15 protein-coding genes are annotated in these 14,103 nt (G+C 40.4%); 12 read left to right on the top strand and 3 right to left on the bottom strand.

The genetic code is table 11. The features are described from left to right. Entirely contained in the window at positions 1-732 is a 732-nt protein-coding gene (locus tag ACPEH5_RS16790) for an IclR family transcriptional regulator (RefSeq protein WP_281111111.1), read from the bottom strand. A 157-nt stretch (positions 733-889) separates the two neighbouring features. On the opposite strand from ACPEH5_RS16790, the gene trmN reads away from it, so the two are divergent. Beyond that, positions 890-1,624 carry a tRNA(1)(Val) (adenine(37)-N(6))-methyltransferase TrmN gene (gene trmN / locus ACPEH5_RS16785; protein ID WP_129466145.1) on the top strand — a complete coding sequence of 245 codons (735 nt, stop codon included), beginning with the start codon at positions 890-892 and terminating at the stop codon, positions 1,622-1,624. Positions 1,625-1,683: 59 nt separating this feature from the next. Here trmN and nadB read toward each other — a convergent pair whose 3' ends face one another. Then, complete coding sequence (gene nadB / locus ACPEH5_RS16780) at positions 1,684-3,279, bottom strand: L-aspartate oxidase (protein WP_042844726.1); 1,596 nt, start codon at positions 3,277-3,279, stop codon at positions 1,684-1,686. 395 nt (positions 3,280-3,674) lie between these two features. On the opposite strand from nadB, the gene rpoE reads away from it, so the two are divergent. From rpoE to acpS, 11 genes are all read left to right on the top strand, one after another. Beyond that, positions 3,675-4,253, top strand: coding sequence for an RNA polymerase sigma factor RpoE (rpoE, locus tag ACPEH5_RS16775; RefSeq protein ID WP_042844720.1), 579 nt, complete (start codon positions 3,675-3,677; stop codon positions 4,251-4,253). 59 nt (positions 4,254-4,312) lie between these two features. Then, on the top strand, positions 4,313-4,942 hold the full coding sequence (gene rseA, locus ACPEH5_RS16770) for an anti-sigma-E factor RseA (protein ID WP_042844719.1): 630 nt from the start codon (positions 4,313-4,315) through the stop codon (positions 4,940-4,942). After that, positions 4,942-5,892, top strand: coding sequence for a sigma-E factor regulatory protein RseB (gene rseB / locus ACPEH5_RS16765; RefSeq protein ID WP_042844718.1), 951 nt, complete (start codon positions 4,942-4,944; stop codon positions 5,890-5,892). The genes rseA and rseB overlap by 1 nt, the downstream gene beginning before the upstream one ends. Before the next feature lie 3 nt (positions 5,893-5,895). Then, a complete protein-coding gene (gene rseC / locus ACPEH5_RS16760; protein WP_042844716.1) occupies positions 5,896-6,360 on the top strand; it encodes a SoxR-reducing system protein RseC in 465 nt (154 codons plus the stop codon). 394 nt (positions 6,361-6,754) lie between these two features. Then, positions 6,755-8,551, top strand: coding sequence for a translation elongation factor 4 (gene lepA, locus ACPEH5_RS16755; RefSeq protein WP_042845371.1), 1,797 nt, complete (start codon positions 6,755-6,757; stop codon positions 8,549-8,551). A gap of 17 nt (positions 8,552-8,568) precedes the next feature. Further along, positions 8,569-9,534 carry a signal peptidase I gene (lepB, locus tag ACPEH5_RS16750; protein ID WP_281111115.1) on the top strand — a complete coding sequence of 322 codons (966 nt, stop codon included), beginning with the start codon at positions 8,569-8,571 and terminating at the stop codon, positions 9,532-9,534. Positions 9,535-9,836: 302 nt separating this feature from the next. Next, the gene (gene rnc, locus ACPEH5_RS16745; protein WP_042844714.1) at positions 9,837-10,517 is read left to right on the top strand and encodes a ribonuclease III; all 681 of its coding nucleotides are present in this window, start codon (positions 9,837-9,839) and stop codon (positions 10,515-10,517) included. Beyond that, complete coding sequence (gene era / locus ACPEH5_RS16740; RefSeq protein WP_042844713.1) at positions 10,514-11,422, top strand: GTPase Era; 909 nt, start codon at positions 10,514-10,516, stop codon at positions 11,420-11,422. Before rnc ends, era begins: the two co-directional genes overlap by 4 nt. 11 nt (positions 11,423-11,433) lie before the next feature. Continuing rightward, on the top strand, positions 11,434-12,162 hold the full coding sequence (recO, locus tag ACPEH5_RS16735) for a DNA repair protein RecO (protein WP_129466143.1): 729 nt from the start codon (positions 11,434-11,436) through the stop codon (positions 12,160-12,162). Between the two features lie 291 nt (positions 12,163-12,453). Beyond that, positions 12,454-13,185, top strand: a complete 732-nt coding sequence (pdxJ, locus tag ACPEH5_RS16730; RefSeq protein WP_042844710.1) for a pyridoxine 5'-phosphate synthase — start codon at positions 12,454-12,456, stop codon at positions 13,183-13,185. Beyond that, entirely contained in the window at positions 13,185-13,571 is a 387-nt protein-coding gene (gene acpS / locus ACPEH5_RS16725) for a holo-ACP synthase (protein WP_042844709.1), read from the top strand. The genes pdxJ and acpS overlap by 1 nt, the downstream gene beginning before the upstream one ends. An 83-nt stretch (positions 13,572-13,654) precedes the next feature. Here the strand turns inward: acpS and ACPEH5_RS16720 are convergent, their stop codons facing one another. Then, on the bottom strand, positions 13,655-13,915 hold the full coding sequence (locus ACPEH5_RS16720; RefSeq protein WP_166686823.1) for a YfhL family 4Fe-4S dicluster ferredoxin: 261 nt from the start codon (positions 13,913-13,915) through the stop codon (positions 13,655-13,657). Positions 13,916-14,103 lie beyond the last annotated feature (188 nt).

The raw sequence follows: 14,103 nt of genomic DNA, 5'->3' as shown, positions 1-14,103 counted from the left end.
TTACTCCAGGTTAATTAATTTAGTAATGTTATGGGCTGTTTGGCAAGTATGCGTAATAAATTCATCGACGCGATGAGTGGAACGGAATTCAGGCGCCATAACTGAAATTACAGCTAAAACATCATTTCCTTTGAAAATAGGGGCAGAAACCCCCAATACGCCCTCGTCAATTTCACTGATAGACACGCCATAGCCTTGTTTTTGTATCTGCAGTAGGTCTTGTTGTAATTTAAATTTACTTTGCTCATGTGCTAATTGTTTCGCATGTGTTTCAAATACATGGGTTTGGTATTGTTCATGACGAAAGGCCAGTAACGTTTTTGCACTTGCTCCTTTTATTAAGGTATTACCACGACCAATAATAAAAGAGCAGCGTAAGGCCTGTTCACTTTCAATCATGTCTACACAAATAGTTTCCCGTAAGTTTGAAGTAATTATCGCCACGGTTTCTTGCGTTTTTTTCGCTAGCTTTTGTAGCTCTTGTTTAGAAGCTCCCATCAATAAACTGTGGTGATAGTATTTTTCTTGGTTTTTGATACTCTGCGAACCGACACAATAAGTGCCATATTGTTTTGCATAAGAGAGAAATTCCCAATTTATGAGAATTGCCAGCAACCGATAAACTGTCGATAATGGGATGCCTAATGCAGATGAGATAGCCTGAGGCGTCACCGGAGATGCACTGGTTGTGATATATGACAAGATGTCTAGGGTTCGATTTATACTATTCATTGCATCTCCTTTTTTTGAACTTAGCAGTAAAAAAAATTCGTCTCAAATATTATTCTCATAATATAAGAATAATATTGTAGCGAATAGGTTAAATTATCATTTTTATTTGCTCAAAATGAGTACGATAGAATAAATATTGTCCAATTAGAGTGTTTGCATGTGTGAACTAAAACAAAATTACCGCAAAGGTGGGTTTACTTTTAAACAGTTTTTTGTCGCACATGACCGATGTGCAATGAAAGTGGGGACTGATGGCGTGTTGCTGGGGGCTTGGGCACCCGTAAAAGGGGTTAGAGCAGCTTTAGATATTGGCAGTGGTAGTGGCTTGATAGCCCTGATGTTAGCCCAAAGAAACCCAACATTGCGTGTTGATGCCGTCGAATTAGACCATGAAGCAGCGGCGCAAGCACAAGAAAACTTTAATGAATCACCTTGGGCGGAACGCTTACATATAATTAACCAAGATATTATTACTTATAGCCAGCATTCGCTGACTCAGTATGACTTGATTGTGAGTAACCCGCCTTATTTTGAACCTGCGGTCGCATGCCGTGATAAAAAACGAGACCAAGCAAGGTATACATGTGCTTTAACCCATGATGTATTGCTAAAAAGTGCGAAGTCCTGTCTTGCTCCCCATGGGCTGTTTTGTTTAGTCTTACCATACGAAGTTGGGGAAAGATTGCAGGATATGGCAGGGAAATCTGGCTGGTTTACAGCTTTTCGCGTCGATATTAGCGATAAACCTAAAACTGGTTATCACCGTATGCTGCTGGGTATTCAATTACAGGAAGCATCGGTACAACAAACATCTTTAGCGCTAAAAAATGAAAATAATGAATATACCGAAGCATTTCGTAAACTTATTCAGCCATTTTATTTAAAGTACTAAGCTATATGCCGTGAAGCTAGCTAAAGAAAAGCCGACACCAGTGCCGGCTTTGTGACCCTCTATTCAGGTATTAAAACGGTAGGCCCTGAATTTGGTGATGGGTCTGGATAATCAAGTGTATAGTGTAACCCACGGCTTTCTTTGCGCTCTAGCGCGCAACGTACCATTAATTCAGCAACTTGAACGAGGTTTCGTAATTCCAGTAAATTATTTGAAATACGGAAATTCGCATAGTAATCATGGATTTCTTGCTGTAATAGATGAATACGACGTAAGGCGCGCTCAAGGCGTTTGGTGGTTCTAACGATCCCCATATAATCCCACATAAATAGGCGTAATTCATGCCAGTTATGTTGGATTACAACCTGTTCATCCGAATTATGCACTCGGCTTTCATCCCATTCAGGCAAATAAGGGATCTCATCGATCTGTTTTATGGTTTTATTGATGTTTTCTGCTGCTGACCAGCCATATACAAGGCATTCTAAGAGTGAATTTGAGGCCATACGGTTTGCACCGTGTAAACCGGTGTAACTCACTTCCCCTATAGCATATAAGTTGGTGATATCGGTCATACCCATTTTGTCCACAATGACGCCACCACAAGTATAATGAGCCGCAGGCACAATTGGGATTGGCTCTTTTGTGAGATCTAACCCTAGAGTCATTAGTTTCGCATAAATGGTTGGGAAGTGGTTTTTTATGAAATCATCAGGCTTATGGCTGATATCCAAATACATGCAATCAGCACCAAGGCGCTTCATTTCATGGTCAATTGCCCGAGCAACAATATCACGAGGAGCAAGTTCGCATCGCTCGTCATAATCTGGCATAAAACGACTACCATCAGGGCGTTTTAAATAAGCCCCTTCTCCGCGCAATGCTTCTGTTAGTAAAAAATTACGTGCTTGCGGGTGGAATAAACAGGTTGGGTGGAACTGGTTAAATTCAAGGTTAGCAACACGGCAGCCGGCTCTCCATGCCATTGCGATGCCATCGCCAGAAGAAATATCAGGGTTTGTCGTGTATTGATAAACTTTAGCAGCACCTCCCGTTGCTAACACAACTGTTTTTGCTCGGATTGTTTCGACTTGTTCTTTTTGGCGGTTCCAGACGTAGGCACCTAAAATACGAGAAGAGTTGGCTGGATTAGAAAGGATAAGGTCAACGGCGTTATAGCGTTCTTTAATATGTATATTAGGGTGGGCAATGGCAAGATCGACTAAAGTTGTTTCAACTTCCTTACCTGTGGCATCCGCATGATGTAAGATCCGCCGATGGCTATGACCCCCTTCACGGGTTAAATGATATTGTGTTTCGCCGCTTTCGGTGATTTCGGTGTCAAATAAAACACCTTGGTCGATCAGCCACTGAACACAATGCTTAGCGTTTGAGGCAATAAATTCAACCGCTTCTTTTTGGCAAATACCCGCACCAGCGATGAGGGTATCTTCAACATGAGATTCAATACTGTCGGTATCATCAAAAACGGCGGCAATACCACCTTGTGCGTAGTAGGAAGCCCCTTCACTGAGGTTGCTTTTGCTGAGAATAGTCACTTGATGAAAGGGGGCGAGCCGTAAGGCAGCTGAAAGTCCTGCGACACCACTCCCAATGATTAAGATATCAGTGTAATGCTGTGTGGATGCGTTCATAAGTGTTTGCGTGTATATAATAGTATGTATTGAGTTTTTTATGTTAGCCTATTGGATTGTCTATTGCTATTGATGGATTGCTGTTTAGTAAACATGTATTGACCTAAGTCTATTTACATATTCAAATTGGTTTCGTGTGGTGGTAATAGTATTTATTTACAAAATTCGTATGCTGTATTCATGAGAGACGGAAATGTTATATACAGTTGTTTTAATGAAGATCTTTTAGGATCATCGAAACAGCAACGTTGGCCGTTTTGTAAATTATTGACTATTTTTTTAGATTTAATTGAACTTCAACTAGTTCTACTACTCAAAGTAGTGCTTGCTTTAGGAAGGGAGAACATGATCAAGTTAACATATTATCAGCTTGAATTCGGGAGATACTTCCTGGAATGAGCGAGCAATTAACTGACCAGATATTGGTTGAGAAGGTGCAAAAAGGCGATCAACAAGCTTTCAACTTACTGGTAATAAAATATCAGCATAAAGTTGCAAGTCTAGTCTCTCGCTATGTGCCGCAGGCCGACGTCCCTGACGTGGCTCAGGAGTCATTTATAAAAGCGTATCGTGCCATCGGGTCATTTCGTGGTGATAGCGCATTTTACACTTGGCTTTATCGTATTGCGGTTAATACGGCTAAAAATTATTTAGTTGCTCAAGATAGGCGTCCACCCGCGTCAGATCTCGAAGCGAGTGATGCAGAAAACTTTGAAACCGCTGGTGCTTTAAAAGAAATTTCGAACCCAGAGAACTTAATGTTGTCTGATGAATTAAAGAAAGTCGTTTTTAAAACCATCGAATCATTGCCAGAAGATTTAAGAATGGCAATTACGCTTCGCGAACTAGATGGTTTGAGCTATGAAGAAATCGCAGAAATTATGGATTGTCCTGTTGGCACTGTACGTTCGCGTATTTTTAGAGCAAGAGAAGCGATTGATAATAAAGTACAACCTCTGATTCAACAGTATTAGTATTGTTAAATCAGTCAATTAACTATAATTGTGATGCAATTAACTGAAGGTAATTGGGCATGCAAAGAGAGAAACTTTCCGCAATGATGGATGGCGAAGTTCTAGATTTAGAACTAGTAAACGCCATTTCACGTGATTCAACGTTAAAGCAACGTTGGGAGAGCTATCATCTTATTCGTGATACTCTACGTAACGAAACTAGCGAGGTCATGCATTTTGATATTGCTAGTAAAGTTGCGGCAGCACTAGAGAATGAAGCTGTGCGTATTAATCCTCAGGTAGTTGTTGAATCGCAGCCTGAACCTGCGACTTGGGGAAGCTTCCCATTCTGGGGCAAAATTCGTCCTTGGGCGAGTCAATTAACCCAAATTGGTGTGGCAGCTTGTGTTTCACTGGCTGTGATTGTTGGTGTTCAACAATATAATCAAAGTGATGCTGTTGATTCACCAGTTGATGAGCCTATGTTTAACACAATTCCAGTAGGAAGTGGTGCGCCAGTAAGCTTAAATATATCTGATAATCAACTGTTTGGTAACGAGCAACAACTGCAACAAGTTGAGCAGCAAAATCAACGTATTAATGCAATGTTGCAGCAGTATGAAATTGAAAGACGCTCAATGTTGAATCAGAATCAGCAATATCAAGAACCTGCACAAGCTGCGTCTTCAGCAGGAGTTAAATTGCAATAATGAATAAATGGTTATCCGTCATCTGCCTGACGGGCAGCCTGATTGTTTCTAATCAAGCTTCGGCATCTGAACAAGATGCCGATGTTCTTTTTAAAGAAATGGGAAATGCTGCCCAAGCTCTCTCTTATGAAATGTCATTTGTGACATTTAACCCTCAATCAATTACTCCTGTACGTTATCGCCATACTATTATTGATGGTAAGCCTGTTTCTCAGATGATCCAGATGGATTCGTCACGACGTGAAATTGTGCAAAAAGGTGACAGCATTAGCTATTTTGAGCCAGGGTTTGATGCATTTAGCTTAAATGGCAAAAATATTGTTGATAACTTACCTTCGGTAATTTTTGCTAATTATCAACAAATTAAACCGTATTATAATTTTATTGATGCAGGGCGCACTCATATTGGTGACCGACCTGCATTAGTGATCCGCATAATATCGAAAGACAATTCACGTTTTAACTATGTAGTATTGATCGATGAAGAAACGAAATTACCATTACGTATCGATCTTCTCGATAATAATAGTCAAACACTTGAACAATTTCGTGTGATCTCAACGGTACTCGATAGCAAAACAGTGAAAGATTCGTTGCTTACCTTGAGCAAGGTAAATATGCCGCCTTTATTGATTTCGCCCAAAAATGGCAATCCCTCATTTAAGTGGCAAATCGGTATGTTGCCACCAGGCTTCGAAGAAATATCGCGCTCTTCACGTAAATTAGCTGAAGACGATATAGTCGAAACGGCGATGTTTAGTGATGGTCTATTTACCTTTTCTGTTAATGTGACAAAATCTGCAAAAGGCCCGTTGTTAGATCAACCCTTACAAAATGGGCGTCGGACAATTTATACGATGGCGCAAAAACAACATGTGGTCACTATCATCGGTGAATTACCGTTGGCAACCGCACAAGTCGTGGCGGGTAGTATTCAGTTCCGGGAGTAAGTTATGGTAAAAGAGTGGGCAACAGTAGTCCGTTGGCAAAACGGTAGGGCGTTATTGCGCTATGGTTCTTCATCTGGCTGTGGAAGTTGCGGTGCTCGTAAAACCTGTGGTTCTTACGCATTAAGTAAAATAGGGCCAAATACGGAACATGAATTAGAAATTGCGATTGAACAGCCACTGGTGGTAGGGCAAAAGATTGAGGTCGGTATTCCAGAAGGTAGCCTGATACGCTCTGCACTATTAGTTTATTTAACGCCTATTTTAGGGTTATTTATTTTTGCAGGTCTAGCGCAATCATTTAGCTTAGAACAGTTTTGGATAGCTATGTCTGGTGTGGCTGGTGGTGTAATTGGCTTTTTTATAGCACGTAAGTTGGCGTCAAAATGGCGTGATGACGAAGCTTTTCAACCTGTGGTTTTACAAATTGGGTTACCTCCGACAGAGCTTTCGATACAAGTTAATTGCTAAATTTCAATGGGTTGTATTCGAAATATAAATTGGTACTATCACTAAAAAGGGAAACATGTAGTTTCCCTTTTGCGGTTTAAAGCTTATTAATAAATGGATGATTAGCAATTCATTGGCTTTTTAGATTATTTCGAGCAGGAATGAAAATAGTATAAGCACGGTGGTATAAAACAGTATATTTTACAGGGGAGTTAGCGATAAATTACGATAACTAACTTATTAACCTTATACAGGTTTACAGTTGTTTTACATTGAATCTTTGTGTTAGTGGGTTCTTGTATGTAAAATGCTGCTAATTAACAATCTTGTGATAATCATAGCATTTTAGTTTTGTCGCGATATTTGCACAAAGCTGATTTTGTAAGGCAATTTAAAAGAAGATATTACCTTGAAAATCAATAACATAAGAAACTTTTCTATCATTGCTCATATCGACCATGGTAAGTCTACCTTATCAGATCGTATTATTCAGATTTGTGGTGGTTTAACAGATCGTGAAATGGCGGCGCAGGTTTTAGACTCAATGGATTTAGAACGTGAGCGTGGGATCACCATTAAAGCACAGAGTGTTACACTCGATTATACCGCTGCGGATGGTGAAACATACCAATTAAATTTCATTGACACACCTGGCCACGTTGACTTCTCTTATGAAGTATCACGCTCATTAGCAGCATGTGAAGGTGCCCTGTTAGTGGTTGATGCAGGGCAGGGGGTTGAAGCTCAAACACTTGCAAACTGTTATACCGCTATTGAGATGGACCTAGAAGTTGTTCCTGTTTTGAACAAAATCGACTTGCCTGCGGCAGACCCTGAGCGTGTTGCGGATGAAATAGAAGATATCGTGGGGCTCGATGCACATGATGCTGTTCGCTGTTCAGCAAAAACAGGGATTGGCGTTCAAGATGTGATTGAGCGTCTGGTTAAAGAGATCCCCCCACCAGAAGGTGATGCGGATGCGCCTTTGCAAGCCTTAATCATTGACTCATGGTTTGATAACTATTTAGGTGTTGTTTCATTGATCCGTATTAAAAACGGCTCCTTGAAAAAAGGCGATAAAATCAAAGTCATGAGTACAGGTCAAGTGTATAACGCTGACCGCCTTGGTATTTTTACACCGAAGCGAATTGACCGCGATGTATTAAATTGTGGTGAAGTAGGCTGGTTAGTATGTGCGATTAAGGATATCACTGGGGCACCAGTAGGTGATACTTTAACAGGTGCTCGTAATCCTGCTGAAAAAGCGCTGCCTGGCTTTAAAAAAGTAAAACCACAGGTTTATGCAGGTTTATTCCCTGTAAGCTCTGATGACTATGAAGCTTTCCGTGACGCCCTTGGTAAACTTAGCCTGAATGATGCATCATTATTCTATGAGCCAGAAACGTCTACGGCACTCGGTTTTGGTTTCCGTTGTGGTTTCCTTGGCTTATTACACATGGAAATCATCCAAGAGCGTTTAGAGCGTGAATACGACCTTGACCTGATTACTACTGCACCAACGGTAGTGTATGAAGTAAAACAAACCAACGGTGAAATTGTGTATGTAGATAGCCCTTCGAAGCTACCTGCATTGAATAATATTGAAGAACTGCGTGAGCCAATTGCAGAATGTCACATGCTGATGCCTAAAGAGTATTTAGGTAATGTGATTACATTGTGTGTTGAGAAACGTGGTGTTCAGACCAATATGGTCTATCATGGTAATCAAGTATCGCTTACTTATGATATTCCAATGTCTGAAGTTGTTCTGGACTTCTTCGATCGTTTGAAATCAACCTCTCGTGGTTATGCATCGTTGGATTACGCATTTAAACGTTTCCAACCATCGGATATGGTGCGGGTCGATGTTCTTATTAACAACGAACGTGTTGATGCCCTCGCCTTGATTACTCACCGCGGAAATTCACAACATCGTGGGCGTGAACTTGTCGAAAAAATGAAAGAACTAATACCTCGCCAACAATTTGATATTGCGATTCAGGCGGCGATTGGTAACCATATTATTGCTCGTTCTACAGTTAAACAACTACGTAAAAACGTGCTTGCCAAGTGTTATGGCGGTGACGTTAGCCGTAAGAAGAAACTGTTACAGAAGCAAAAGGATGGTAAGAAGCGGATGAAACAAGTAGGTAATGTTGAATTACCACAAGAAGCGTTTCTTGCTATATTGCATGTTGGTAAAGACAACTAAGTTTACAAGGAGACTCAATGGCTAACACCTTTGCCTTGATCCTAACACTGGCAACATTAATCACAGGGATTATATGGTGTTTAGACAAGTTTAAATTTGCACCTGCTCGTAAAGCGAAGCTAAAGCAATTACAGGATGCGACTAACGGTGCAGTGAGTGAAGCGGATGTTGCGAATGCAGTTCGCCGTCCTTCATGGCTTGAAACAGGGTCATCTATTTTCCCTGTGTTAGCTATTGTGCTGGTTGTCCGCTCATTTATTTATGAGCCATTCCAAATACCTTCAGGGTCAATGATGCCAACTTTATTAGTTGGCGACTTTATGTTGGTTGAGAAATTTGCTTATGGGCTAAAAGACCCAATTACGCAGACGACATTAATCGAAACTGGTAAACCTAAACGTGGTGATATTGCGGTATTTAAATACCCGAAAGATCCAAATGTTGATTTTGTAAAACGTGTGATTGGTATGCCTGGGGATAAAATCGTTTATAACCCAGATGCGAAAGAACTGACTATTTACCCAAATTGTGCTGATAACAAGTGCACGGAAAAACTCCCTATTACTTATGGTCCATTGGCACCGAGTGAATGGACGATGTTTTTTGATGTTGATTCTGTTGTTGACAGCCAAAAGGGTAATTATGAAATCCCATTGGACGAAGCATTACCTAGAAATGCACTGCGCCAGTATGAGCGTAGCGAAAAATTAGGCACCGTTGAGCATCAAATCCTAATTATTCGCCAAGCTATTACTGAAGCAAGGTATTTGCAACCGGGTATGCCAAAGAATGAATGGATTGTGCCTGAAAAGCATTATTTTATGATGGGTGACAATAGGGACAACAGTTTAGATAGCCGTATGTGGGGCTTTGTTCCTGAAGAAAACCTAGTTGGTCGAGCTGTGTTTATTTGGTTAAGTTTGGATAAACAAGAAAACGAATGGCCTACAGGTATTCGCTTTAGCCGAATTGGTCCACTATAATCTTATTAATTGGATCTGCCAAACGGTGGTTGTGCGGGTTTTCATTTGAAAATCCGCATAATCCGAAGCATTATTATTTTACCCAGTGTACAATATAGTTTAATTAATATTATTGGCTCTCCAATTATTAACCCTCCTTTATAATGCATGGTAACTAATGGTATTTTATAATTAGTTCTACTGAGCTGTATAAAATGTGGGTTGACTCGGGAGTCAGTGCAAACGCAACAGTTTTGTAAAATGGCTTATTTTACAGGTCTGTTGCGTGTGCTTTTTTATCAAATAAAAATGGTTGGGCGCACATGAACCCCTCTTTACTAGAAAGATTACAGCGTAAGCTTGGTTATCAATTCAATCAAAATGAGTTATTAATCCAAGCCTTAACACATAGAAGCGCAAGCAGCAAACACAATGAGCGCCTAGAATTTCTAGGGGACTCAATATTAAGTTTTGTTATTGCAAATGACTTATATCATCGTTTCCCTAAAGTGGATGAAGGTGATATGAGCCGAATGCGAGCAACACTTGTGCGTGGAAATACATTAGCGGAAATTGCCCGTGAATTTGAACTCGGTGAATGCTTGCGTTTAGGGCCGGGGGAATTAAAAAGCGGTGGGTTTCGTCGCGAATCTATCCTTGCTGATACTGTTGAAGCACTGATCGGTGGTATTTTTTTAGATAGTGATATTCAAACGATCGAAAGAATTATTTTAGATTGGTATCAAAGTAGACTGGATGAAATCAGTCCGGGTGATAAACAAAAAGACCCGAAAACAAGGTTACAAGAATATCTGCAAGGGCGTCATTTACCATTACCTAACTATCTAGTTGTTCAGGTAAAAGGTGAAGCTCACGATCAAGAATTTACGATCCACTGTCAAGTCAGCGGTATTGAACAGCCTATTAATGGGGTTGGGTCAAGTCGCCGTAAAGCAGAGCAAGCCGCCGCAGAGCAAGCATTGAAAATTTTGGAGCTTGAATGAGTGAATTACAATCCCACTGTGGCTTTGTGGCTATAGTTGGGCGGCCAAATGTTGGTAAATCAACATTATTAAATCAATTACTGGGGCAAAAAGTTTCGATTACATCGAGAAAGCCTCAGACGACTCGCCATCGTATTATGGGGATCCATACAGAAGATAATTACCAAATTATTTATGTAGATACTCCAGGGTTACATATTGAAGAAAAACGAGCTATTAACCGTTTAATGAATCGAGCCGCATCGAGCTCAATTGGTGACGTGGAATTAGTTATTTTTGTGGTTGAAGGCACTAATTGGACGCCTGATGATGAAATGGTATTGACTAAGCTGTCTAGCTTACGTTGCCCTGTTATTTTAGCGATCAATAAAATTGATAATGTGGTCGATAAAACGATATTGTTGCCGCATATCGGTATGATTAGCCAGAAAATGAACTTTTTGGATGTTGTTCCTATCAGTGCGGAGAAAGGCACGGGTGTAGATACAATTGCTAAGATTGTGAAGCAACATATACCTGAAGCGACTCACCATTTCCCTGAGGACTATATCACCGACCGTTCCCAGCGTTTTATGGCATCGGAAATCATCCGTGAAAAGCTAATGCGTTTTCTTGGGGATGAATTGCCATACTCAGTGACTGTAGAAATTGAACAATTTAAAGTGACGGATTCGGGTATATATCATATCAATGGGTTGATTCTGGTTGAGCGAGAAGGCCAGAAGAAAATGGTGATTGGTAACAAAGGTAGCAAACTGAAAACCATTGGTACTGAAGCACGTATTGATATGGAAAGAATGTTTGATAATAAAGTACACCTTGAGCTTTGGGTTAAAGTTAAATCTGGTTGGGCTGATGACGAAAGAGCATTGCGCAGCCTTGGTTATGTCGACGACCTCAAATAATTGGTGGCAGAATGAGTGGTTGGCAACGTGCGTTTGTACTCCATTCAAGGCCTTACAGTGAGACAAGCTTATTACTTGATTTTTTCACTGAAGGTGAAGGGAAAATTCGCTTGCTTGCGAAAGGTGCTCGCCGTAACCGCTCACCATTAAGAGGCTGTTTACAGCCTTTCACACCTTTGCTGATCCGTTGGGGAGGCAAAGGTGAAATCAAAACACTCATTAATGCTGACCCTGTTTCCTTGGCTTTACCTTTAACGGGGACGGTTTTATATAGCGGTTTATACCTTAATGAATTAACCGCTCGAGTATTAGAATTTGGCACTCCTTATTCAGCCTTATTTTTTGATTACCTTTCCTGTTTGCAAATACTCGCAGCAAGTGAACAGACCCCAGAATTTGCTTTACGCCAATTTGAATTGGCACTGCTTTCCTACCTTGGTTATGGGGTGGATTTTCTACACTGTGCAGGCAGTGGAGAGCCAGTTTCCGATACTATGACTTACCGTTACCGTGAAGAAAAAGGTTTTATTGGTAGTTTAATTATTGACCAGCTCAGTTTCACAGGTAAGCAACTTAAAGCACTGGCTAGTAGAGAATTCCCAGATGCTGATACATTGAAAGCAGCCAAACGCTTCACTCGCATTGCCCTTAAACCCTACTTAGGTGGAAAGCCCTTAAAAAGCCGCGAGCTATTTCGCCAATTTACCTACTCGCCTAAAGTGCAGAATAAGCCCAATTAAATATATTGTTATTTTAATGATTGAATGACCCCATATATTAAATATATTGATTATGGTTATTCGCCCCTTTTTTATTATTTTTACTGAAAGTCTTCGCTTTGAACAACGTGAATTTATCATTTCAATAAAATTCTACGAAGCGCTTCGCAAAATAAAAGTGTAACCATTGAAATAGGGCAATTAAGCTGGAATTCACCTCGAATGATGAGAGATTTATTCCCTCAAGACGGCAAATTACAGTAGGATAGAAGGGAGAGTTGTTTGTTATCGTTTATTTATTGGGAGAAAAAAATGGCTGAGCTTTTGTTAGGTGTAAATATTGACCACATTGCAACTGTTAGGAATGCAAGAGGCACTCAATATCCCGACCCTGTACAAGCTGCTTTTGTCGCTGAGCAAGCAGGGGCTGATGGCATCACGGTGCATTTACGTGAAGATCGTCGCCATATTACCGATAGAGATGTCGCCCTTTTAAATGAAACCATTCAAACTCGAATGAATCTTGAAATGGCAGTAACGGATGAAATGGTTGAGATAGCCTGCCGTATTAAACCTGCATTTTGTTGCTTAGTCCCTGAAAAACGTGAAGAAGTCACCACTGAAGGTGGCTTGGATGTCGCAGGTCAAAAACAAAAAATAGCTGATGCCGTTAAGCGCCTTTCTGAAGCGGGTATTTTAGTTTCATTATTTATTGATGCAGATCACGAGCAAATCGATGCGGCACAAGAGTGTGGGGCACCATTTATTGAGATCCATACTGGGGCTTATGCAGATGCGAAAACAGAACAAGAGCAAGAGTTAGAATTTCGTCGTATTCGTGATGGTGTGGTATATGCCGCAGGTAAAGGTATTAAAGTGAATGCAGGTCACGGGTTGACTTACCATAATGTTCAGCGTATTGCCCAATTACCGGAAATTTATGAGCTAAATATTGGTCATGCAATCATTGGTCGTGCTTTATTTAGCGGGTTAGCACAAGCCGTTGCTGATATGAAAAAAATATTATTAGAAGCGCGTAAATAATGGCGATTGTAGGGTTAGGTACAGATATTGTTGAAATAGCACGCATTGAGTCTGCAATTGAACGCACAGGTGACAGCCTAGCGAACAGGATACTGACAGAAAGCGAGTTCGTTCAATACCAAAAACAATCAAAGCCAGCGCGTTTTTTGGCAAAACGTTTTGCAGTCAAAGAGGCTGCTGCAAAAGCATTAGGCACAGGAATACGCAATGGTTTAGCATTTACCCAATTCGAAGTGACAAATGATAAATTGGGTAAGCCATTACTTAACTTAAATGGCGCTGCGCTGGAACTTGCAGGTAGCTTAAAAGCAACACATTTCCATGTTTCGATTACAGACGAACGCCACTATGCCGCTGCTACAGTCATTATTGAAAGTAATCTTTAAATAATGCTATGCCTAGCTGCCAGAAAGTCTACTGGCAGCTTTCTAAGCATTAAAGCTCAATAGCGAGGGGAGGTTAATTGGGGTTAAATTTTATCAGCGTGGTGAATTGCAACAAATTTGTCCCATAACTGTTCTTCAGTTTCAATATGTTGAGGGTCGGTGATGATTGTGTTTGTTATCGGGCAGACAGATTGACACGTAGGTTTGTCATAATGGCCTATGCATTCAGTACACAGGCTGGAGTCAATTTCATAAATTTCATCGCCCATAAAAATTGCATCATTTGGGCATTCTGGCTCACACATATCGCAGTTGATACATTTTTTAGTAATTAATAATGACATATCAATAATTTACACTTAAATAAGTTAATAATTAGCAACTTATACCTTGCACTTATTCGTTACTTTCGTCTGGTATTTGTGATTTTATACAGTATATTTCATATTGAAAAATCTAAATTCGTAACACAAAACTCAACGCATCCCTTTTTATAGCTTAGAAAATACCTAGTGAGTGCACTTAAAGTAGA

The sequence above is a fragment of the Providencia sp. NPDC089933 genome (assembly GCF_049545585.1).
Lineage (GTDB): Bacteria > Pseudomonadota > Gammaproteobacteria > Enterobacterales > Enterobacteriaceae > Providencia > Providencia huashanensis.
The sequence above is the reverse complement of the archived record's forward strand: the minus strand, read 5'-3'. Positions and strand labels throughout refer to the sequence as shown.